The sequence below is a fragment of the Vibrio aestuarianus genome (genome assembly GCF_028858425.1).
Lineage (GTDB): Bacteria > Pseudomonadota > Gammaproteobacteria > Enterobacterales > Vibrionaceae > Vibrio > Vibrio aestuarianus.
In genome coordinates this window covers 154,978-177,118 of the sequence record NZ_JAKNYQ010000001.1, presented here as the reverse complement: position 1 = coordinate 177,118, position 22,141 = coordinate 154,978, and the positions used below count along the sequence as shown (strand labels likewise).

Here is a 22,141-nt window from a genome sequence, read left to right as displayed (position 1 = left end):
AACGTGTCGCAATCTATTCTCCAGATTTTGTCTAATCGTGCTGTGCACCAGCAGGTATTATTGCTCGCCATTCCGATGGTGCTTTCCAACATTACTATTCCGCTCTTAGGTTTGGTGGATGCCGCTGTTATTGGCCATCTTGAACACGCTTGGTATTTAGGGGGCGTGGCGCTTGGCAGTACCATGATCAGTGTGGCGTTTTGGTTGCTGGGTTTTCTGCGTATGTCGACCACTGGCTTAACAGCTCAAGCGTATGGTGCACAAAGTTCAAAGCAACTGGCGTTAGTTTTCATTCAAGGCTTACTGATGGCATTGGTCTTTGCTTTGCTATTTTTGTTATTACACCGAGTGTTGGGTGAGGCCATTTTTTCATTCAGTAGTGCCAGTGATGAAGTTAAGCATTACGGTTTACAATATTTTTTGATCCGTGCGTGGAGCGCACCTGCGGCCTTAGCTAATTTTGTGTTGTTAGGTTGGTTGCTCGGTACGCAAAATGCAAAAGCCCCGATGTGGATGGTGATTATTACCAACCTAACTAATATCGTACTTGATATTGTCTTTGTCATCGGCTTCGATTGGAAAGTTGAAGGGGCGGCGTTGGCATCTGTAATTGCCGATTATGCCGGTATGAGCTTTGGGCTATTTTGTGTCTGGCGCTACTGGGTTGCTCAAAAACTGCCTTCACCTTTTACATTATTGTCGACCGCAACTCATGGTATCGCGCGTTTTGTAAAATTGAATCGAGATATCTTCCTGCGTTCACTTTGCCTGCAAGCAGCGTTTAGCTTTATGACCTTTCAAGGGGCTGCTTTTGGTGATCAAACCGTCGCAGCAAACGCAGTATTAATGAGCTTTTTGATGATGATTTCTTACGGCATGGATGGTTTCGCCTACGCGATGGAAGCCATGGTTGGTAAAGCTATTGGCGCGAAGAGCGAGCAACAACTCAAAGGAGCTATCATCGGGAGCTTCTTTTGGAGTGCGATCATTTGCTTGCTATTAACTATCGCTTTTGCCGTTGCGGGATCGCAATTGATCACTTTGATCACTGATATTAACAGTGTGCAGTTAGAAGCTCTGCGCTATTTACCATGGCTGGTGGCGATGCCATTAACGGCGATGTGGTGTTTCTTGCTAGACGGTATTTTTATTGGTGCGACCAAAGGTAAAGAGATGCGCAATAGTATGTTTGTTGCCATGTGTTGTTTCTTTGGAGTGTTCTACACATTATCATTTTTAGATAACCATGCACTATGGCTTGCGATGCTTAGCTTCATGGCCATGCGAGGTATTGGACTTGGTATTGTATTGCTTTCTCAATGGCGACGTGGTGAATTTTTGCACTAGCCGCAGCAAGATCATCTCATCAATCGCTTAAGCTCTTTTAGTTGCATATATCAATGTGCATTGCTGCACATTGATACTTACTACGTTTCATCCATGCTAATTACATTCCACACACCGCTAATTCAGAATAGGCGGTTAAGCCCATTCAACGCCGCCACACGATAGGCTTCAGCCATAGTTGGGTAGTTGAAGGTAGTATTAACGAAATATTCGATAGTATTCGCTTCGCCTTTTTGCTCCATAATGGCTTGGCCGATGTGGATGATCTCAGCGGCACGCTCACCAAAGCAGTGAATACCTAAAATTTCTTTGGTTTCGCGGTGGAATAGAATTTTCAAACTTCCGATGTCTTTTCCTGCGATCTGCGCGCGAGCTAGGTGTTTAAAAGAAGATCGGCCTACTTCATATGGAATTTTGGCCGCGGTTAGCTCTTGTTCTGTTTTCCCAACAGAGCTAATTTCTGGAATGGTGTAAATCCCGGAAGGAATATCATCAATGAGATGCCCTTGCGCTTGCCCTTGAGTAATCGCTTGAGCAACAAAGCGCCCTTGATCATACGCAGCACTTGCTAAGCTTGGGTAGCCAATCACATCACCCACCGCATAAACATGTTCAACCGTTGTTTGGTAATTGCTATTAATGGCAAGCTGGCCCCGTGAATCGGCACTTAAACCGACGGCGGCCAAGTTTAATTTATCGGTATTACCAGTACGTCCATTAGCGTAAAGCAGACAATCGGCTTTCATTTTTTTGCCAGACTGAAGGTGAATAATGACTCCGTCTTCAGTGCCTTCTACTTTTTCATACGTTTCATCATTACGAATCACAACACCACTGTTCCAAAAGTGGTATGACAAAGCATCGGAGGTTTCGTTATCCAGAAACGACAATAGGCGATCACGGGTGTTAATTAGGTCGGTTTTGACACCTAATCCACGGAAAATCGAAGCGTATTCACAACCGATAACACCAGCACCGTAAATGATGATGTGGCGAGGGTCATGTTTAAGAGAAAGGATAGAATCGCTGTCGTAAACGCGTTCATGGTTGAAATTAACATCCGCAGGTCGATAAGGGCGCGAACCGGTGGCGATGACAAATTTATCTGCCGTATAGTGCTCGATAGTGCCATCGCTTTGCGTGACTGAAACGGTATTACTCCCCGTGAATTTTGCTGTGCCGAAAATCAAGGTACATTCATTGCGATCATAGAAGCCTTGGCGCAAGCGAGTTTGTTTATCAATAACGGTTTTTGCGTGACCTAAAATGTCAGAAAAAGTGGCGTGTAAACTGGTGTTATTGGCACAAAATAGGGGATTGCTGTTAAATTCAATAATACGACTCACCGCGTGGCGTAAAGCTTTGGATGGGATTGTCCCCCAATGCGTACAGCCTCCACCGACACTGCTCTCTTTTTCGATAATGGCGACATTCAACCCGGCTTTGGTTAATCCCATTGCAGCCCCTTCACCGCCAGGGCCGCTGCCAATGACAATGACATCAAAGTGGTTCATGTTAGCCATATCTATTCCTTGTTGTATTTATTTAACATTGCTGTAGCGAGATTTTAACTGATCTAGGAGTGTGGTAAATGATGTTGCAGTGAGAGAGTGGAGAGGATCACGCGGATTATATAAAAACGTTATTTTATGGTGTGACTTTCGCTTATTTCTTTGGAAGTGGTTGAAAATTATTCATGTTGTCGTTTAATTTGTCATTTCCTTCAAAGAGGTCAGTTTTGTGGCTTAGACAACACTCTTAATCACGCTATAGTATGCTTCAGAGATTAAAAGAGAACCGACTCATATGAAATCAATGGGAATCCGCGCATTACAGAAAGAAAAGACACGTCGTTCATTAATTGATGCGGCATTCAGTCAGCTTAGCGCTGATCGTAGTTTTTCGAACTTAAGTCTACGAGAAGTCGCACGTGAAGCGGGTATTGCGCCAACCTCTTTTTATCGACATTTTAAAGACATGGATGAGTTAGGCTTAACCATGGTTGACGAAGGTGGATTGTTATTACGCCAATTAATGCGCCAAGCTCGTCAACGCATTGTCAAAGAAGGCAGTGTTATCCGTACTTCGGTAGAAACCTTCATGGAATTTATCGAAAGCAGCCCTAACGTTTTTCGCTTATTACTGCGTGAGCGTTCGGGAACCTCTTTTGAATTTCGTGCCGCGGTGGCACGAGAAATACAGCACTTTTCTGCCGAATTAACCGAGTATTTAATGACGACAGGCATGAGCCGAGAAGAGGCATTTACTCAAGCTGAATCATCGGTTACTTTGGTGTTTAGCTCTGGTGCTGAAGCATTAGATTTAGATCGACGTGAGCGAGATGAACTCGCTGAACGTTTGATCATGCAGTTGCGAATGCTAGCCAAAGGGGCGTATTGGTATCGCAAAGAACGTGAACGTAATCGACTAAAAGGCGGGATAGAGTAATGTCGAATGAAAATAGCATGACCAACCGTGGATCAGAAAGAAAGACACTAGTACTGGCTGTCGTTGCTGGTATTTGTGGTGACGCTTTGTTGTCTTGGATAACAATGAGTGGCGTTTCCTTTTCCATTTTCCCTGTGATTGCCTTAGTGCTTTCCGTACAGGCACTTTATCAAGAATACTTGCGAAACCCTGTTGCTGAAGACATTCCTTTGGTGGGGCTAGCGTGTTTCTTTGTCGGCGCATTTGGCCACTCTGCATTTATTAAAGCCCAGTATCCGGATGCTGGCTCAAATTTCTTCGCTATTTTAGTGTCGTTATTACTGCTGTTGTGGGTTGGGAAAAAATTAGGTTTCGTTGGTAAGCCACGAGTTGAATAGTGTTTTAAAATGTTGCGATAGAAATCAATAACGCAACACTAAAGAGCAATAGCCGAGTCGCAGTGTTGACCGTTGTTACGAATTGGTAAGGATCTTGATGTGTTCCTTACCATGGGTGGTGATGCTCATTTCTGTCATTATGCTAGTGCTCTTTGTTTGGTTAGGAGGACTGATGGATAGCGTTGGCATCGATAGTTGCGATGCTACTATTCGAGTGCAATGCAAATAACATTCGTCGTGCTGGTATCCTCAGTCAGTCACACATATCTGGCGGGTTTGGGTCGGCAATTAACCAGTAGCTGAACAGTCTATCTCGGGTTAGAATAGCAGTATTATTTGTAGTAAGAGCAGGGCTATTTAAACTTACTAACCAATGATAAAAACTAACATTTCTTATTGGCAGTCCGCTTTTTCTATCTCTTTTTCGAGGGTCAATACTATGTTCCGTAAACTATTCTCTATTATGGCGATTTTCGCAACCTTAACTTCCACTCAAGCGTTGGCTGATGACTACAGCGATACCGTCGCTAACTTCAAGTCTGCACCAGAAACTGCACAGATGTTTTCTACTGCTCGTGCTTATGCGGTTTTTCCAACCATAGGTAAAGGCGGTATTGGGATCGGTGGAGCGCATGGCAAGGGGCGGGTGTTTGTAAATGGTCAATCTATTGGTGAGACGAAGATGTCACAGCTTTCAATCGGTTTACAGCTCGGTGGTCAAGCGTATAGTCAAATCATCTTTTTTGAAAATCAGGCGGCACTTGACAATTTTACCAGCGGTAACTTTGAATTTTCTGCGGGTGCTTCTGCTATCGCCATCACTGCCAGTGCACAAGCTCAAGCCGGAACTTCAGGCTCTTCCGCTAACGCAGGTTCTTCATCAGAAAACTCCAACCAAGCTGGCATCACTTACAACAACGGTATGGCAGTTGTCACCATGGGTAAAGGTGGCTTGATGTATGAAGCATCAATTGCGGGTCAAAAGTACAGCTTCAAAGCTAAGTGATCACTATCTAATTGGGCAATGGTCGAACGACCATTGCCTTATTTCTTCCGCTATTATCTACCCACTAGTTACGAGCAGTGCTGGTGGTGATCATATCAAATCCCATTATTGCAATTCAGTATTTCAGGTGTTCCCGTCCCCTAAGCCTGCCCCTCAGGACTAAAACCTTTTAATCCCTTATTTAATGCGCTCTAGCAGTACACCTGCCTCCATATGGTGGGTGTAAGGGAATTGGTCAAACAGAGCAAAACGGGTCACTTTATGTGTTTCGCCTAGAATGTCTAAGTTATCTTTTAGGGTTTCTGGATTACAGGATATATATAAAATACGTTCGTAACCTTGCACCATTTTACACGTATCGATATCCATTCCTGAGCGCGGAGGATCAACAAAAATGGTGTTGCAGTTGTAGCTTTGTAGATCGATATTGGCTTGTTTTAGACGGCGAAATTCACGCTTTCCTTCCATTGCTTCGGTAAAATCTTCCGCTGACATACGGATAATTTGTACATTGTCGATCTTATTTGCCGCAATATTGTACTGTGCCGAATCAACCGAAGGTTTCGCTAGTTCAGTCGCGAGTACACGCTCAAAATTTTGTGCTAGTGCTAATGAAAAGTTACCATTACCGCAATACAGTTCAAGTAAGTCACCACTACAGTCTTGGGTGCAATCTACCGCCCATTCCAACATTTTTTGCGCGACTTTACCGTTGGGTTGAGTAAAGCTGTTCTCGACTTGTTGGTAGATATAGCTATCGCCATTCACATTCAGTTTTTCTATCACGTAATCGCGATCAAGCACCACTTTCATTTTACGTGCTCGACCAATTAGGTTGAGGTTAAAGCCTTCATCATTCAAACGTTGTTTTAACGCTTTGGCGCTTTCAATCCATTCTTCATCTAATTGACGATGGTAAAGCAGCGATACCAGTACTTCGCCGCTTAATGTTGAGAGAAAATCGATTTGGAAAAGTTTACGGCGAAGGGAATCGCTGCCTTTTAATGCATCCGTCAATAGTGGCATGAGGTCATTGATTAAACGGCTTGCGGCTGGAAATTGGTCAACACGGTATTTTTCACGCGTTTCTTGATTGAACATGACGTAGTAAAGGTCTTCCCCTTCGTGCCAAATACGAAACTCAGCTCGCATACGATAGTGCTGCTCTGGTGATTCAAACACTTCCAACTCTGGCACATTATAGTGTGCAAACATTTGGGTGAGACGCTCTGTCTTTTCCGCCAATTGCTGTTGGTAGTGTTGTGGGTTTACATCAAGAGTAGCCATGGTATTACCTTTCTTCGGGTAGGGTGCATTCAAATAAAGAGCGCAGATTTTATTCAATCCCTCGCGCTTGTCCAGTTTTGTGCAGAATTAACCACGCATTGGCATTGTAAAACTATAGCTTATACTAATCTTTCTCTAGACAAATAATAGATAGAACAATAGTATCGCTTCAGCTGGTGCTGTCTGGAAGTGTAGACGGCTGAAAAAGGGAATCTGGTGCAAAACCAGAACTGACGCGCAGCGGTAAGAGAGAACGAAAGCTCAAATGACACTGCATAAGCGATGTGGGAAGTCGAGTGACTAGGTGGCGATGCCGAGCTCTTAAGTCCGAATACCTGCCAGCAACCGAATCGTTAATTACCCAGATGGGGGATTCGGTAGGACTTACGCGACTTAGGATACAACATGAACAACTCTTTTTTGGCGATGGCAGTAGCATCGTTACTTCCGCATGCTTCTTATGCTCAATCTTCTGATCAAACTCTCGTTGTAACGGCAAACCGTTTCGAGCAATCGACCCAATCGACTTTAGCTGATATAGAAATTGTTTCACGGCAAGATATCGAACGTACACAGGCTAAATCTATTCCTGATGTTTTGCGTCGATTGACAGGGATTCAAATTACTCAAAATGGTGGCCGTGGACAGAATGCCTCAATTTTTGTGCGCGGTACAGGCTCTGATCAAGTATTGGTGCTAGTGGATGGTGTGCGCTTTTCTCGCGCCGCAAAAGGTGCCGTAGACTTTAATCAAATCCCTTTAACGTATGTTGAGCGTATTGAATACGTAAAAGGTGCTCGAGCATCCCTTTATGGATCTGAAGCCATTGGTGGCGTGATTAATATTATTACCGTTGCACGTTCTTCGAATGAAGGGACAAGATTCAGTGCAGGTTTGGGGAGTTTGGATTACAGCGAGCTAAGTCTCGCCTCTGGTATTGCTGTTTCGGATAATGGTCAGCTAAACCTTGCACTTGGTAATGAGCAAGATAAAGGTTACAACGTTAAGCCAGTACAAGGTATTAATGATGGTGATCGTCACGGGTTTGATAGCACCAATGGCTTGGTTGGTTATACGCATAAACTAAGCCAGCAATGGTCTCTGTTTGGTAGTGCCAGAGCGTATGAGAATATTTACCAATATGATAATTCGTTTGGTAGCCATAAATACTATGAGTCAGAAAAAGACGATCGTTCATTTACATTCGGTGGCCAGTATCAATCTGAAAAATGGATTGCAGAGATGCAGTTCAACACTCAGAAACAAAAGTCGTGGAATTACGAACAGTCAGCAGATAAATACTCTGGTTCTTCAGATGAACTTGAGCAAAGTAATGTGCAGTTTATTAATCACTATAAGCTATCTGATGTGGTTACTTTGGCTGGTGGAGTCGACTGGCGTGACGAGTCTTATCTAGATAAAACAGCAGATAAGACTTTTAGTCGTTCAAATAGCGCGATATTTGGTATGGTGTCGGCTAGCATTTCATCGGCATTACTTGAAGCCAGTGCTCGCCTTGATGATAACGAAGAATTTGGTTCTCAATCGACTTATAACCTCGCAGCTGGCTATCAATTTGTCGAAGAGTTTGCAGTAAAGGCTTCTTATGGTACATCATTTAAAGCCCCAAACCTTTATCAACAATATGACCCAAACTATGGTTCTAAAGATTTAACCTCTGAAGAATCTAACTCATTTGAACTCACCTTTAGTGGTTTGGTCAAAGGGGTGTACTGGTCTTTAACGGGTTACGATAACAAAATCGATAACTTGATCGATTACCACCCTTCGACTTATCAATACGTTAATGTTAACGGTGAAACTCATATCCAAGGCGTGGAGCTAACGGCTGAATTTGATACCGGTATTATCCAACATCAAATTAGTGCCGATTATAAAGATGCCGAAGAGGCAACTGGTCAGCAATTACAACGCCGTGCGAAAGAGATGTATAAATGGAATGCTTTAGTCAGTTTTGATGAAGTAGATTGGTCAATTAGCTATCTGTATGTTGGTAAACGACCTGATGTAGATTATAGCACTTACCCATATACGGATATTACGCTAGGCGCTTATTCACTATTTGATACTGCTGTAAGTTATTACGCTAACCAGTCAACGACGATAAGTGCCCGAATTGATAATCTATTTGATAAAGAGTACGAAACAGCCAATGGTTACCCTGCACCAGAACGAGCGTATTACCTGAACGTCGCTTACCAATTTTAATGCCTCAAACCGCCTTCGGGCGGTTTTTCAATTAGTGAGTTTCACCATGAAAAAGAACGTCATTATCAGTTGGTCGAGTGGTAAAGATTCTACGCTGACTTTAGAGCGCTTATTAGCAGATACAGATTATAACGTAGTTGGGCTTTATACCACGTATGTGGACAACGAAGTGCCTTTCCAAGCAACGCCGCTGCATGTGATTGACTTACAGGCTCAATTGGTTGGTTTACCGATTATCAAAATAAAATTACCCGAAGTGTTTCCGAGCAATGAGGTTTATCAATCAACCATCATAAACGCTCTGAAATCGAGTGACTTAGAGATCAACGCCGTTGCATTTGGCGACATTTTTTGTAATGGCATTGCTGATTATCGTAAAAGCTATATTGAACCTGCTGGTTGGGAATGCGTATTGCCATTGTTGGGGGAGAATAGCCGTGTGTTGGCGGATGAAATGATAGGCTGTGGTATTAAAACGATGATCGTGACGACTGATGGGCAAGCTTTAGAACCGAAATTTTGTGGTCAGTGGTATGGAAATGAGTTTCTTCAATCATTGCCACTGAGTGTCGATCCATGCGGTGAAAATGGTGAGTTTCACACTTTAGTCACTGAAGCTCCATGTTTTATCCATGGCTCGCTGCAATTAACCCTCACACACCTCGAAGAGGGGGAGCGTTTCTGTCATCAAAGATACCAGGCAAGAATATTGCCAATTGATAAAGAGCGAGTATGATCAAGACGTTTTCATTTCTAGGTGGTCAGCGTGTCACAACAGTCTCATCATAATGTGCTTATCTTTGATTCCGGTGTCGGTGGATTATCTGTCTATCAAGAAATACAAGCGCAATTGCCACAGTTAAATTACACCTATTTGTTTGATAACGAAGCGTATCCTTACGGTGAGTTAGATCAACAAGTATTAATTGAGCGTGTCCTCACTTTAGTTACTCAGATTGTTGAGCAAGATAATATCGATTTAGTCGTGATTGCTTGTAACACCGCAAGTACAATTGTCTTGCCGACATTACGTTCTTGTCTTTCGATTCCTGTTGTTGGAGTCGTTCCGGCAATAAAGCCAGCGTCATCGCTAGCAAATAAAGCCGTAGGACTTATCGCTACCCCCGCTACCATTACACGCCAATATACTCATGACCTAATTCGAGATTTTTCATCGGATAAAAATGTCGAACTATTAGGCTCAACTCGGCTTGTCGATATGGCAGAAGAGAAACTACGAGGTAAAGCGGTAGATTTGGTCGAGCTAAAAGCCATACTGCAGCCTTTGGTTAATCATATTGACGTTGCAGTACTTGGCTGCACACATTTCCCATTAATAAAGGAAGAGATTCAAAGTGTATTAGGGAATAAAGTATTGCTGGTGGATTCTGGAAACGCGATAGCCCGGCGTGTTAAAGAGTTGCTTGGGGTAGAAAGTGAGCCGCAATGTCAGATAAAGCACTACAAAATTTTATCGAGTGCGCTTCCTTGGGAAGAAAACGCACTTAATAGCCGACTGGCTCACTTAGGGTTTAGTCCTGTTCAAACATTTCGCCGTCAGGATGTTTAGGGTCGTTCGCCACGCGTACTTTTAGGGTACGTTGCATGTAGTCTTTTTCATTTAAGGCTGCAATTGCAGAATCAACATCTGAAGATGCCATTACTACAAAGCCAAAGCCCCGTCTTTTTCCAGTGCGTTTATCTTTCATCAAGCGCACAGCAAACACTTCTCCTTCTTTAGCAAAAAGTTCACGGACATGGGCCTCGTTAGCTTTGTATGGCAAATTTCCGACATACAAAGTTTTCGTTGAGAGTTTTGGATCCTCATCGGTTACTGTGCTGTTGCCACAAAATTTAAAAACAAAAGCTGAAGAGACAACACCAAGCACGAAAGTAATTGCGGGAGATAGCGCGACCAGAGAAAAGACGATAGCGCCTATTATTGCAAGAGATGCAATCAGTAAAGTCGATTTATTAGAGTTCATATTGGAATACTACATATCAAAATAAAAGAAGATAGATGTCTAAGCTTAACAAAATAGACACATGAATCTTACGTACAAGCTTGGCGTTTTTCCAACCAATTGCTGTGATAGCCTTCAAATGTTGAAGTTTTATTCAATAAAACGCGACATTGGTTGGTTTTTGGTCGAACAAAAAAGAAATTTCAAAAAGTACTTGTCACCTTCTAAATCATCCCTATAATGCCGCCTCACTGACACGGAGTGAGACGAACCTCACATACGAGTTAGAGTTTAAAAGAGAATAGAAAGTTTGAAAATAACCCTTGACTCTTAAAAACGAAAGCGTATTATTCGCACCCCTAGCGACGCGGACTTAATGGTTTGGTCGGTAGGAAACGCTCTTTAACAATATAAATCTATCAATCTGTGTGGGCACTCGTTGATGATAATCGAAAAAGATTTATCAATGAACTGAGTGACCTGAACTAGCAATAGTTCGAATGCTTTTTGATTTCACTTTTTATTAAAAAGTGAAAACCAAGAAGCGGCACAGTCAATTCATTGTTGTTCTGTTGGAGCAACAATAGCTTTAAAATTACTTTTTACTTTCGAGTAAAAACAGTTTTGAAGTCAGTATTCATTGAGCCGGTCTTAGGACCAACAAAACTTTAATTGAAGAGTTTGATCATGGCTCAGATTGAACGCTGGCGGCAGGCCTAACACATGCAAGTCGAGCGGTAACATTTCAAAAGCTTGCTTTTGAAGATGACGAGCGGCGGACGGGTGAGTAATGCCTAGGAAATTGCCCTGATGTGGGGGATAACCATTGGAAACGATGGCTAATACCGCATGATGCCTACGGGCCAAAGAGGGGGACCTTCGGGCCTCTCGCGTCAGGATATGCCTAGGTGGGATTAGCTAGTTGGTGAGGTAATGGCTCACCAAGGCGACGATCCCTAGCTGGTCTGAGAGGATGATCAGCCACACTGGAACTGAGACACGGTCCAGACTCCTACGGGAGGCAGCAGTGGGGAATATTGCACAATGGGCGCAAGCCTGATGCAGCCATGCCGCGTGTATGAAGAAGGCCTTCGGGTTGTAAAGTACTTTCAGTCGTGAGGAAGGTGGTGTTGTTAATAGCAGCATCATTTGACGTTAGCGACAGAAGAAGCACCGGCTAACTCCGTGCCAGCAGCCGCGGTAATACGGAGGGTGCGAGCGTTAATCGGAATTACTGGGCGTAAAGCGCATGCAGGTGGTTCGTTAAGTCAGATGTGAAAGCCCGGGGCTCAACCTCGGAACTGCATTTGAAACTGGCGGACTAGAGTACTGTAGAGGGGGGTAGAATTTCAGGTGTAGCGGTGAAATGCGTAGAGATCTGAAGGAATACCGGTGGCGAAGGCGGCCCCCTGGACAGATACTGACACTCAGATGCGAAAGCGTGGGGAGCAAACAGGATTAGATACCCTGGTAGTCCACGCCGTAAACGATGTCTACTTGGAGGTTGTGGCCTTGAGCCGTGGCTTTCGGAGCTAACGCGTTAAGTAGACCGCCTGGGGAGTACGGTCGCAAGATTAAAACTCAAATGAATTGACGGGGGCCCGCACAAGCGGTGGAGCATGTGGTTTAATTCGATGCAACGCGAAGAACCTTACCTACTCTTGACATCCAGAGAATCCAGCGGAGACGCAGGAGTGCCTTCGGGAGCTCTGAGACAGGTGCTGCATGGCTGTCGTCAGCTCGTGTTGTGAAATGTTGGGTTAAGTCCCGCAACGAGCGCAACCCTTATCCTTGTTTGCCAGCGAGTAATGTCGGGAACTCCAGGGAGACTGCCGGTGATAAACCGGAGGAAGGTGGGGACGACGTCAAGTCATCATGGCCCTTACGAGTAGGGCTACACACGTGCTACAATGGCGCATACAGAGGGCAGCCAACTTGCGAAAGTGAGCGAATCCCAAAAAGTGCGTCGTAGTCCGGATTGGAGTCTGCAACTCGACTCCATGAAGTCGGAATCGCTAGTAATCGTGGATCAGAATGCCACGGTGAATACGTTCCCGGGCCTTGTACACACCGCCCGTCACACCATGGGAGTGGGCTGCAAAAGAAGTGGGTAGTTTAACCTTTCGGGGAGGACGCTCACCACTTTGTGGTTCATGACTGGGGTGAAGTCGTAACAAGGTAGCGCTAGGGGAACCTGGCGCTGGATCACCTCCTTATACGATGATTACACTGATGAGTGTCCACACAGATTGATGGTTTATACAGTTTTAGAGAAAGAATGTTCCCAAACATTCGCCACTTAGTGTCCCGTTCGTCTAGAGGCCTAGGACACCGCCCTTTCACGGCGGTAACAGGGGTTCGACTCCCCTACGGGATACCATCTTTAAGCACATTTGCTTAAGTGTTCTTAAAAATGGTTTTCATCAGAAAATCTTGCTCTTTAACAATTTGGAAAGCTGACTGATAACAACGTGATTTGTTGTTATCAAATAAAAGTTCTCAATATCAACACGTTTATGTGTTGATACCAAACACATTCAAGTGTTCTTGGGAAAGCTTACTGCGGTAAGTTTTCAAAATTGAGTCCGGCAAAATCGAAATGTCTCTCGCTCATTCAATAAAGAGAGACACTAAACCTTGGTGACTTGTCATCAACACGAAACTTCTTCGGGTTGTATGGTTAAGTGACTAAGCGTACACGGTGGATGCCTTGGCAGTCAGAGGCGATGAAGGACGTATTAACTTGCGATAAGCGTAGATTAGGCAGTAAAAGCCACTTGAGTCTACGATTTCCGAATGGGGAAACCCACTAGCATAAGCTAGTATCGCTGCGTGAATACATAGCGCAGCGAGGCGAACTCGGGGAACTGAAACATCTAAGTACCCGAAGGAAAAGAAATCAACTGAGATTCCGAAAGTAGCGGCGAGCGAAATTGGACTAGCCCTTAAGCTTTAAATGATGCAGGTGAACACGCTGGAAAGCGTGGCAATAAAGGGTGATAGCCCCGTAACCGACACGTCATTCTAAGTGAAAACGAGTAAGGCGGGACACGTGATATCCTGTTTGAATATGGGGGGACCATCCTCCAAGGCTAAATACTACTGACTGACCGATAGTGAACCAGTACCGTGAGGGAAAGGCGAAAAGAACCCCTGTGAGGGGAGTGAAATAGAACCTGAAACCGTGTACGTACAAGCAGTAGGAGCAGGCTTTGTCCTGTGACTGCGTACCTTTTGTATAATGGGTCAGCGACTTATATTCAGTGGCAAGGTTAACCGTATAGGGGAGCCGTAGGGAAACCGAGTCTTAACTGGGCGCTTTAGTCTCTGGATATAGACCCGAAACCGAGTGATCTAGCCATGGGCAGGTTGAAGATTGAGTAACATCAATTGGAGGACCGAACCGACTAATGTTGAAAAATTAGCGGATGACTTGTGGCTAGGGGTGAAAGGCCAATCAAACTCGGAGATAGCTGGTTCTCCCCGAAAGCTATTTAGGTAGCGCCTCGGACGAATACTACTGGGGGTAGAGCACTGTTAAGGCTAGGGGGTCATCCCGACTTACCAACCCTTTGCAAACTCCGAATACCAGTAAGTACTATCCGGGAGACACACGGCGGGTGCTAACGTCCGTCGTGGAGAGGGAAACAACCCAGACCGCCAGCTAAGGTCCCAAATTACTACTAAGTGGGAAACGATGTGGGAAGGCTCAGACAGCCAGGATGTTGGCTTAGAAGCAGCCATCATTTAAAGAAAGCGTAATAGCTCACTGGTCGAGTCGGCCTGCGCGGAAGATGTAACGGGGCTAAGTAGTAAACCGAAGCTGCGGCTGCAATCGTAAGATTGTGGGGTAGGGGAGCGTTCTGTAAGCCGTTGAAGGTGTGTTGTAAAGCATGCTGGAGGTATCAGAAGTGCGAATGCTGACATGAGTAACGATAATGGGGGTGAAAAACCCCCACGCCGGAAGACCAAGGGTTCCTGTCCAACGTTAATCGGGGCAGGGTAAGTCGACCCCTAAGGCGAGGCTGAAAAGCGTAGTCGATGGGAAACGGGTTAATATTCCCGTACTGCTTATAATTGCGATGGGGGGACGGAGAAGGCTAGGTGGGCCTGGCGACGGTTGTCCAGGTTCAAGTGCGTAGGCTAAGAGACTAGGTAAATCCGGTTTCTTGTTAGGCTGAGACACGACGTCGAGCACCTACGGGTGTGAAGTCATTGATGCCATGCTTCCAGGAAAAGCCTCTAAGCTTCAGATTATAAGCAATCGTACCCCAAACCGACACAGGTGGTCGGGTAGAGAATACCAAGGCGCTTGAGAGAACTCGGGTGAAGGAACTAGGCAAAATGGTACCGTAACTTCGGGAGAAGGTACGCTCTTGGCGGTGAAGTCCCTAGCGGATGGAGCTACTGAGAGTCGCAGATACCAGGTGGCTGCAACTGTTTATTAAAAACACAGCACTGTGCAAAATCGTAAGATGACGTATACGGTGTGACGCCTGCCCGGTGCCGGAAGGTTAATTGATGGGGTTAGACTTAGGTCGAAGCTCTTGATCGAAGCCCCGGTAAACGGCGGCCGTAACTATAACGGTCCTAAGGTAGCGAAATTCCTTGTCGGGTAAGTTCCGACCTGCACGAATGGCGTAATGATGGCCACGCTGTCTCCACCCGAGACTCAGTGAAATTGAAATCGCTGTGAAGATGCAGTGTACCCGCGGCTAGACGGAAAGACCCCGTGAACCTTTACTACAGCTTGGCACTGAACATTGAACCTACATGTGTAGGATAGGTGGGAGACTTAGAAGCGCAGTCGCTAGATTGCGTGGAGTCGTCCTTGAAATACCACCCTTGTAGTTTTGATGTTCTAACGTTGGCCCCTAATCGGGGTTGCGGACAGTGCCTGGTGGGTAGTTTGACTGGGGCGGTCTCCTCCCAAAGAGTAACGGAGGAGCACGAAGGTGGGCTAAACACGGTTGGACATCGTGTGGTTAGTGCAATGGCATAAGCCCGCTTAACTGCGAGAATGACAATTCGAGCAGGTACGAAAGTAGGTCATAGTGATCCGGTGGTTCTGAATGGAAGGGCCATCGCTCAACGGATAAAAGGTACTCCGGGGATAACAGGCTGATACCGCCCAAGAGTTCATATCGACGGCGGTGTTTGGCACCTCGATGTCGGCTCATCACATCCTGGGGCTGAAGTCGGTCCCAAGGGTATGGCTGTTCGCCATTTAAAGTGGTACGCGAGCTGGGTTTAGAACGTCGTGAGACAGTTCGGTCCCTATCTGCCGTGGGCGTTGGAAGATTGAAGGGGGCTGCTCCTAGTACGAGAGGACCGGAGTGGACGAACCTCTGGTGTTCGGGTTGTTACGCCAGTAGCATTGCCCGGTAGCTAAGTTCGGAATCGATAACCGCTGAAAGCATCTAAGCGGGAAGCGAGCCCTGAGATGAGTCTTCCCTGGCACTTTAAGTGTCCTAAAGGGTTGTTCGAGACTAGAACGTTGATAGGTTGGGTGTGTAAGCGCTGCGAGGCGTTGAGCTAACCAATACTAATTGCCCGTGAGGCTTAACCATACAACACCGAAGGGGTTTTGTGGGCTCAATAGAAGAACATTGAATGTGAAGAACGAAGACAGCTTTCCGAATTAAAGAATTTGCTTGGCGACCATAGCGTTGCGGACCCACCTGACTCCATGCCGAACTCAGAAGTGAAACGCAATAGCGCCGATGGTAGTGTGGGGCTTCCCCATGTGAGAGTAGGACATCGCCAGGCTTTAATTTCCGACTGGTCTCATTGAGACGAGTCACCATAATATTCTCATGAAAATGTGAGAGTTTTATGTTGACTTTCAAAGTGGAAAGCGTATTATACGCGTCCTGCTTAGGTGTTAAGGCACTGAAAGGCAAGCTCTTTAACAATATAAACCTATCAATCTGTGTGGGCACTCGTTGATGATAATCGAAAAAGATTTATCAATGAACTGAGTGACCAATCAGAATCAAGTTTACTTGATTTTGGCACAGTCAATTCATTGTTGTTCTGTTGGAACAACAATAGCTTTAAAATTATTTTTTACTTTCGAGTAAAAGCAGTTTTGAAGTCAGTATTCATTGAGCCGGTCTTAGGACCAACAAAACTTTAATTGAAGAGTTTGATCATGGCTCAGATTGAACGCTGGCGGCAGGCCTAACACATGCAAGTCGAGCGGTAACATTTCAAAAGCTTGCTTTTGAAGATGACGAGCGGCGGACGGGTGAGTAATGCCTAGGAAATTGCCCTGATGTGGGGGATAACCATTGGAAACGATGGCTAATACCGCATGATGCCTACGGGCCAAAGAGGGGGACCTTCGGGCCTCTCGCGTCAGGATATGCCTAGGTGGGATTAGCTAGTTGGTGAGGTAATGGCTCACCAAGGCGACGATCCCTAGCTGGTCTGAGAGGATGATCAGCCACACTGGAACTGAGACACGGTCCAGACTCCTACGGGAGGCAGCAGTGGGGAATATTGCACAATGGGCGCAAGCCTGATGCAGCCATGCCGCGTGTATGAAGAAGGCCTTCGGGTTGTAAAGTACTTTCAGTCGTGAGGAAGGTGGTGTTGTTAATAGCAGCATCATTTGACGTTAGCGACAGAAGAAGCACCGGCTAACTCCGTGCCAGCAGCCGCGGTAATACGGAGGGTGCGAGCGTTAATCGGAATTACTGGGCGTAAAGCGCATGCAGGTGGTTCGTTAAGTCAGATGTGAAAGCCCGGGGCTCAACCTCGGAACTGCATTTGAAACTGGCGGACTAGAGTACTGTAGAGGGGGGTAGAATTTCAGGTGTAGCGGTGAAATGCGTAGAGATCTGAAGGAATACCGGTGGCGAAGGCGGCCCCCTGGACAGATACTGACACTCAGATGCGAAAGCGTGGGGAGCAAACAGGATTAGATACCCTGGTAGTCCACGCCGTAAACGATGTCTACTTGGAGGTTGTGGCCTTGAGCCGTGGCTTTCGGAGCTAACGCGTTAAGTAGACCGCCTGGGGAGTACGGTCGCAAGATTAAAACTCAAATGAATTGACGGGGGCCCGCACAAGCGGTGGAGCATGTGGTTTAATTCGATGCAACGCGAAGAACCTTACCTACTCTTGACATCCAGAGAATCCAGCGGAGACGCAGGAGTGCCTTCGGGAGCTCTGAGACAGGTGCTGCATGGCTGTCGTCAGCTCGTGTTGTGAAATGTTGGGTTAAGTCCCGCAACGAGCGCAACCCTTATCCTTGTTTGCCAGCGAGTAATGTCGGGAACTCCAGGGAGACTGCCGGTGATAAACCGGAGGAAGGTGGGGACGACGTCAAGTCATCATGGCCCTTACGAGTAGGGCTACACACGTGCTACAATGGCGCATACAGAGGGCAGCCAACTTGCGAAAGTGAGCGAATCCCAAAAAGTGCGTCGTAGTCCGGATTGGAGTCTGCAACTCGACTCCATGAAGTCGGAATCGCTAGTAATCGTGGATCAGAATGCCACGGTGAATACGTTCCCGGGCCTTGTACACACCGCCCGTCACACCATGGGAGTGGGCTGCAAAAGAAGTGGGTAGTTTAACCTTTCGGGGAGGACGCTCACCACTTTGTGGTTCATGACTGGGGTGAAGTCGTAACAAGGTAGCGCTAGGGGAACCTGGCGCTGGATCACCTCCTTATACGATGATTACACTGATGAGTGTCCACACAGATTGATGGTTTATACAGTTTTAGAGTAGTTGGGGCTATAGCTCAGCTGGGAGAGCGCCTCGCTGGCAGCGAGGAGGTCTGCGGTTCGATCCCGCATAGCTCCACCATCTTTAAGCACATTTGCTTAAGTGTTCTTAAAAATGGTTTTCATCAGAAAATCTTGCTCTTTAACAATTTGGAAAGCTGACTGATAACAACGTGATTTGTTGTTATCAAATAAAAGTTCTCAATATCAATACGTTTACGTGTTGATACCAAACACATTCAAGTGTTCTTGGGAAAGCTTACTGCGGTAAGTTTTCAAAATTGAGTCCGGCAAAATCGAAATGTCTCTCGCTCATTCAATAAAGAGAGACACTAAACCTTGGTGACTTGTCATCAACACGAAACTTCTTCGGGTTGTATGGTTAAGTGACTAAGCGTACACGGTGGATGCCTTGGCAGTCAGAGGCGATGAAGGACGTATTAACTTGCGATAAGCGTAGATTAGGCAGTAAAAGCCACTTGAGTCTACGATTTCCGAATGGGGAAACCCACTAGCATAAGCTAGTATCGCTGCGTGAATACATAGCGCAGCGAGGCGAACTCGGGGAACTGAAACATCTAAGTACCCGAAGGAAAAGAAATCAACTGAGATTCCGAAAGTAGCGGCGAGCGAAATTGGACTAGCCCTTAAGCTTTAAATGATGCAGGTGAACACGCTGGAAAGCGTGGCAATAAAGGGTGATAGCCCCGTAACCGACACGTCATTCTAAGTGAAAACGAGTAAGGCGGGACACGTGATATCCTGTTTGAATATGGGGGGACCATCCTCCAAGGCTAAATACTACTGACTGACCGATAGTGAACCAGTACCGTGAGGGAAAGGCGAAAAGAACCCCTGTGAGGGGAGTGAAATAGAACCTGAAACCGTGTACGTACAAGCAGTAGGAGCAGGCTTTGTCCTGTGACTGCGTACCTTTTGTATAATGGGTCAGCGACTTATATTCAGTGGCAAGGTTAACCGTATAGGGGAGCCGTAGGGAAACCGAGTCTTAACTGGGCGCTTCAGTCTCTGGATATAGACCCGAAACCGAGTGATCTAGCCATGGGCAGGTTGAAGATTGAGTAACATCAATTGGAGGACCGAACCGACTAATGTTGAAAAATTAGCGGATGACTTGTGGCTAGGGGTGAAAGGCCAATCAAACTCGGAGATAGCTGGTTCTCCCCGAAAGCTATTTAGGTAGCGCCTCGGACGAATACTACTGGGGGTAGAGCACTGTTAAGGCTAGGGGGTCATCCCGACTTACCAACCCTTTGCAAACTCCGAATACCAGTAAGTACTATCCGGGAGACACACGGCGGGTGCTAACGTCCGTCGTGGAGAGGGAAACAACCCAGACCGCCAGCTAAGGTCCCAAATTACTACTAAGTGGGAAACGATGTGGGAAGGCTCAGACAGCCAGGATGTTGGCTTAGAAGCAGCCATCATTTAAAGAAAGCGTAATAGCTCACTGGTCGAGTCGGCCTGCGCGGAAGATGTAACGGGGCTAAGTAGTAAACCGAAGCTGCGGCTGCAATCGCAAGATTGTGGGGTAGGGGAGCGTTCTGTAAGCCGTTGAAGGTGTGTTGTAAAGCATGCTGGAGGTATCAGAAGTGCGAATGCTGACATGAGTAACGATAATGGGGGTGAAAAACCCCCACGCCGGAAGACCAAGGGTTCCTGTCCAACGTTAATCGGGGCAGGGTAAGTCGACCCCTAAGGCGAGGCTGAAAAGCGTAGTCGATGGGAAACGGGTTAATATTCCCGTACTGCTTATAATTGCGATGGGGGGACGGAGAAGGCTAGGTGGGCCTGGCGACGGTTGTCCAGGTTCAAGTGCGTAGGCTAAGAGACTAGGTAAATCCGGTTTCTTGTTAGGCTGAGACACGACGTCGAGCTACTACGGTAGTGAAGTCATTGATGCCATGCTTCCAGGAAAAGCCTCTAAGCTTCAGATTATAAGCAATCGTACCCCAAACCGACACAGGTGGTCGGGTAGAGAATACCAAGGCGCTTGAGAGAACTCGGGTGAAGGAACTAGGCAAAATGGTACCGTAACTTCGGGAGAAGGTACGCTCTTGGCGGTGAAGTTCCTAGCGGATGGAGCTACTGAGAGTCGCAGATACCAGGTGGCTGCAACTGTTTATTAAAAACACAGCACTGTGCAAAATCGTAAGATGACGTATACGGTGTGACGCCTGCCCGGTGCCGGAAGGTTAATTGATGGGGTTAGACTTAGGTCGAAGCTCTTGATCGAAGCCCCGGTAAACGGCGGCCGTAACTATAACGGTCCTAAGGTAGCGAAATTCCTTGTCGGGTAAGTTCCGACCTGCACGAATGGCGTAATGATGGCCACGCTGTCTCCACCCGAGACTCAGTGAAATTGAAATCGCTGTGAAGATGCAGTGTACCCGCGGCTAGACGGAAAGACCCCGTGAACCTTTACTACAGCTTGGCACTGAACATTGAACCTACATGTGTAGGATAGGTGGGAGACTTAGAAGCGCAGTCGCTAGATTGCGTGGAGTCGTCCTTGAAATACCACCCTTGTAGTTTTGATGTTCTAACGTTGGCCCCTAATCGGGGTTGCGGACAGTGCCTGGTGGGTAGTTTGACTGGGGCGGTCTCCTCCCAAAGAGTAACGGAGGAGCACGAAGGTGGGCTAAACACGGTTGGACATCGTGTGGTTAGTGCAATGGCATAAGCCCGCTTAACTGCGAGAATGACAATTCGAGCAGGTACGAAAGTAGGTCATAGTGATCCGGTGGTTCTGAATGGAAGGGCCATCGCTCAACGGATAAAAGGTACTCCGGGGATAACAGGCTGATACCGCCCAAGAGTTCATATCGACGGCGGTGTTTGGCACCTCGATGTCGGCTCATCACATCCTGGGGCTGAAGTCGGTCCCAAGGGTATGGCTGTTCGCCATTTAAAGTGGTACGCGAGCTGGGTTTAGAACGTCGTGAGACAGTTCGGTCCCTATCTGCCGTGGGCGTTGGAAGATTGAAGGGGGCTGCTCCTAGTACGAGAGGACCGGAGTGGACGAACCTCTGGTGTTCGGGTTGTTACGCCAGTAGCATTGCCCGGTAGCTAAGTTCGGAATCGATAACCGCTGAAAGCATCTAAGCGGGAAGCGAGCCCTGAGATGAGTCTTCCCTGGCACTTTAAGTGTCCTAAAGGGTTGTTCGAGACTAGAACGTTGATAGGTTGGGTGTGTAAGCGCTGCGAGGCGTTGAGCTAACCAATACTAATTGCCCGTGCGGCTTAACCATACAACACCGAAGGGGTTTTGTGGGCTCAATAGAAGAACATTGAATGTGAAGAACGAATTCAGCTTTCCGAATTAAAGAATTTGCTTGGCGACCATAGCGTTGCGGACCCACCTGACTCCATGCCGAACTCAGAAGTGAAACGCAATAGCGCCGATGGTAGTGTGGGGCTTCCCCATGTGAGAGTAGGACATCGCCAGGCTTTGAATATTGTCTAACCAGACACGCAGCGGAGCGGTAGTTCAGTTGGTTAGAATACCGGCCTGTCACGCCGGGGGTCGCGGGTTCGAGTCCCGTCCGCTCCGCCACTTTATTAGAAACCTCAGCAGCAATGCTGGGGTTTTTTGCGTTTAGGGCATTAAGCTATACTCGTTACCTCTTTTCCTACTAGCCTCTCTTCTCTTTATTGCTACAGCGACAGAAGTGCATAGCACTAAAAAAATGAGTATGAAAAAGCCGATACATAACATGATCG

Annotated in this window: 10 protein-coding genes, 3 tRNA genes, 6 rRNA genes and 1 riboswitch; of the genes, 16 read left to right on the top strand and 3 right to left on the bottom strand. The window is 46.5% G+C overall.

Features of this window, described 5'->3' with window-relative positions; all coding sequences use genetic code 11:
* Positions 1–3: 3 nt before the first annotated feature.
* Complete coding sequence (gene dinF, locus MCT08_RS00885) at positions 4–1,347, top strand: MATE family efflux transporter DinF (RefSeq protein ID WP_274677713.1); 1,344 nt, start codon at positions 4–6, stop codon at positions 1,345–1,347.
* A gap of 122 nt (positions 1,348–1,469) precedes the next feature.
* Here dinF and sthA read toward each other — a convergent pair whose 3' ends face one another.
* Positions 1,470–2,870 (bottom strand): Si-specific NAD(P)(+) transhydrogenase, encoded by a 1,401-nt coding sequence (gene sthA, locus MCT08_RS00880; protein WP_274677712.1) that lies wholly within the window; start codon positions 2,868–2,870, stop codon positions 1,470–1,472.
* Between the two features lie 283 nt (positions 2,871–3,153).
* Here sthA and fabR point away from each other — a divergent pair, with 283 nt between their 5' ends.
* The 3 genes from fabR to MCT08_RS00865 all read left to right on the top strand — a co-directional run bounded on the left by fabR (position 3,154) and on the right by MCT08_RS00865 (position 5,178).
* On the top strand, positions 3,154–3,795 hold the full coding sequence (fabR, locus tag MCT08_RS00875) for an HTH-type transcriptional repressor FabR (RefSeq protein ID WP_053311443.1): 642 nt from the start codon (positions 3,154–3,156) through the stop codon (positions 3,793–3,795).
* Complete coding sequence (locus tag MCT08_RS00870; RefSeq protein ID WP_172533189.1) at positions 3,795–4,172, top strand: YijD family membrane protein; 378 nt, start codon at positions 3,795–3,797, stop codon at positions 4,170–4,172. The genes fabR and MCT08_RS00870 overlap by 1 nt, the downstream gene beginning before the upstream one ends.
* A 439-nt stretch (positions 4,173–4,611) precedes the next feature.
* Positions 4,612–5,178 carry a YSC84-related protein gene (locus MCT08_RS00865; RefSeq protein WP_168523726.1) on the top strand — a complete coding sequence of 189 codons (567 nt, stop codon included), beginning with the start codon at positions 4,612–4,614 and terminating at the stop codon, positions 5,176–5,178.
* A gap of 177 nt (positions 5,179–5,355) precedes the next feature.
* On the opposite strand, the gene trmA is transcribed toward MCT08_RS00865, so the two are convergent.
* Positions 5,356–6,465 (bottom strand): tRNA (uridine(54)-C5)-methyltransferase TrmA, encoded by a 1,110-nt coding sequence (trmA, locus tag MCT08_RS00860; protein WP_274677711.1) that lies wholly within the window; start codon positions 6,463–6,465, stop codon positions 5,356–5,358.
* Between the two features lie 157 nt (positions 6,466–6,622).
* Positions 6,623–6,822, top strand: a riboswitch (cobalamin riboswitch).
* Between the two features lie 48 nt (positions 6,823–6,870).
* On the opposite strand from trmA, the gene btuB reads away from it, so the two are divergent.
* From btuB to murI, 3 genes are read left to right on the top strand one after another with little or no spacing between them, the layout of a single operon-like run.
* Entirely contained in the window at positions 6,871–8,694 is a 1,824-nt protein-coding gene (btuB, locus tag MCT08_RS00855; protein ID WP_274677710.1) for a TonB-dependent vitamin B12 receptor, read from the top strand.
* Positions 8,695–8,740: 46 nt separating this feature from the next.
* Positions 8,741–9,430, top strand: coding sequence for an adenine nucleotide alpha hydrolase (locus MCT08_RS00850; protein ID WP_274677709.1), 690 nt, complete (start codon positions 8,741–8,743; stop codon positions 9,428–9,430).
* Positions 9,431–9,451: 21 nt separating this feature from the next.
* Positions 9,452–10,264, top strand: a complete 813-nt coding sequence (murI, locus tag MCT08_RS00845) for a glutamate racemase (protein WP_274677708.1) — start codon at positions 9,452–9,454, stop codon at positions 10,262–10,264.
* On the opposite strand, the gene MCT08_RS00840 is transcribed toward murI, so the two are convergent.
* Complete coding sequence (locus MCT08_RS00840; protein ID WP_053311450.1) at positions 10,227–10,679, bottom strand: RNA recognition motif domain-containing protein; 453 nt, start codon at positions 10,677–10,679, stop codon at positions 10,227–10,229. The genes murI and MCT08_RS00840 overlap by 38 nt on opposite strands.
* A gap of 648 nt (positions 10,680–11,327) precedes the next feature.
* On the opposite strand from MCT08_RS00840, the gene MCT08_RS00835 reads away from it, so the two are divergent.
* The 9 genes from MCT08_RS00835 to MCT08_RS00795 all read left to right on the top strand — a co-directional run bounded on the left by MCT08_RS00835 (position 11,328) and on the right by MCT08_RS00795 (position 21,974).
* Positions 11,328–12,874 (top strand): 16S ribosomal RNA (locus MCT08_RS00835).
* Between the two features lie 88 nt (positions 12,875–12,962).
* A tRNA-Glu gene (locus MCT08_RS00830) sits at positions 12,963–13,038 on the top strand.
* A gap of 298 nt (positions 13,039–13,336) precedes the next feature.
* Positions 13,337–16,228: ribosomal RNA gene (locus MCT08_RS00825) — 23S ribosomal RNA — on the top strand.
* A gap of 83 nt (positions 16,229–16,311) precedes the next feature.
* Positions 16,312–16,427, top strand: a 5S ribosomal RNA gene (rrf, locus tag MCT08_RS00820).
* A gap of 367 nt (positions 16,428–16,794) precedes the next feature.
* Positions 16,795–18,341: ribosomal RNA gene (locus tag MCT08_RS00815) — 16S ribosomal RNA — on the top strand.
* Between the two features lie 62 nt (positions 18,342–18,403).
* Positions 18,404–18,479: transfer RNA gene (locus MCT08_RS00810), tRNA-Ala, on the top strand.
* A 298-nt stretch (positions 18,480–18,777) separates the two neighbouring features.
* Positions 18,778–21,669: ribosomal RNA gene (locus tag MCT08_RS00805) — 23S ribosomal RNA — on the top strand.
* A gap of 83 nt (positions 21,670–21,752) precedes the next feature.
* A 5S ribosomal RNA gene (rrf, locus tag MCT08_RS00800) occupies positions 21,753–21,868 on the top strand.
* Together the 16S, 23S and 5S rRNA genes with 3 tRNA genes alongside form the textbook arrangement of a ribosomal RNA operon.
* Positions 21,869–21,897: 29 nt before the next feature.
* Positions 21,898–21,974: transfer RNA gene (locus tag MCT08_RS00795), tRNA-Asp, on the top strand.
* Positions 21,975–22,141: the final 167 nt, after the last annotated feature.

Coding starts and splice junctions, on each gene's coding strand:
- sthA (WP_274677712.1), bottom strand. CDS start 2,870: ATGGCTAACATGAACCACTTTGATGTCATTGTCATTGGCAGCGGCCCT.
- fabR (WP_053311443.1), top strand. CDS start 3,154: ATGAAATCAATGGGAATCCGCGCATTACAGAAAGAAAAGACACGTCGT.
- MCT08_RS00870 (WP_172533189.1), top strand. CDS start 3,795: ATGTCGAATGAAAATAGCATGACCAACCGTGGATCAGAAAGAAAGACA.
- MCT08_RS00865 (WP_168523726.1), top strand. CDS start 4,612: ATGTTCCGTAAACTATTCTCTATTATGGCGATTTTCGCAACCTTAACT.
- trmA (WP_274677711.1), bottom strand. CDS start 6,465: ATGGCTACTCTTGATGTAAACCCACAACACTACCAACAGCAATTGGCG.
- btuB (WP_274677710.1), top strand. CDS start 6,871: ATGAACAACTCTTTTTTGGCGATGGCAGTAGCATCGTTACTTCCGCAT.
- MCT08_RS00850 (WP_274677709.1), top strand. CDS start 8,741: ATGAAAAAGAACGTCATTATCAGTTGGTCGAGTGGTAAAGATTCTACG.
- MCT08_RS00840 (WP_053311450.1), bottom strand. CDS start 10,679: ATGAACTCTAATAAATCGACTTTACTGATTGCATCTCTTGCAATAATA.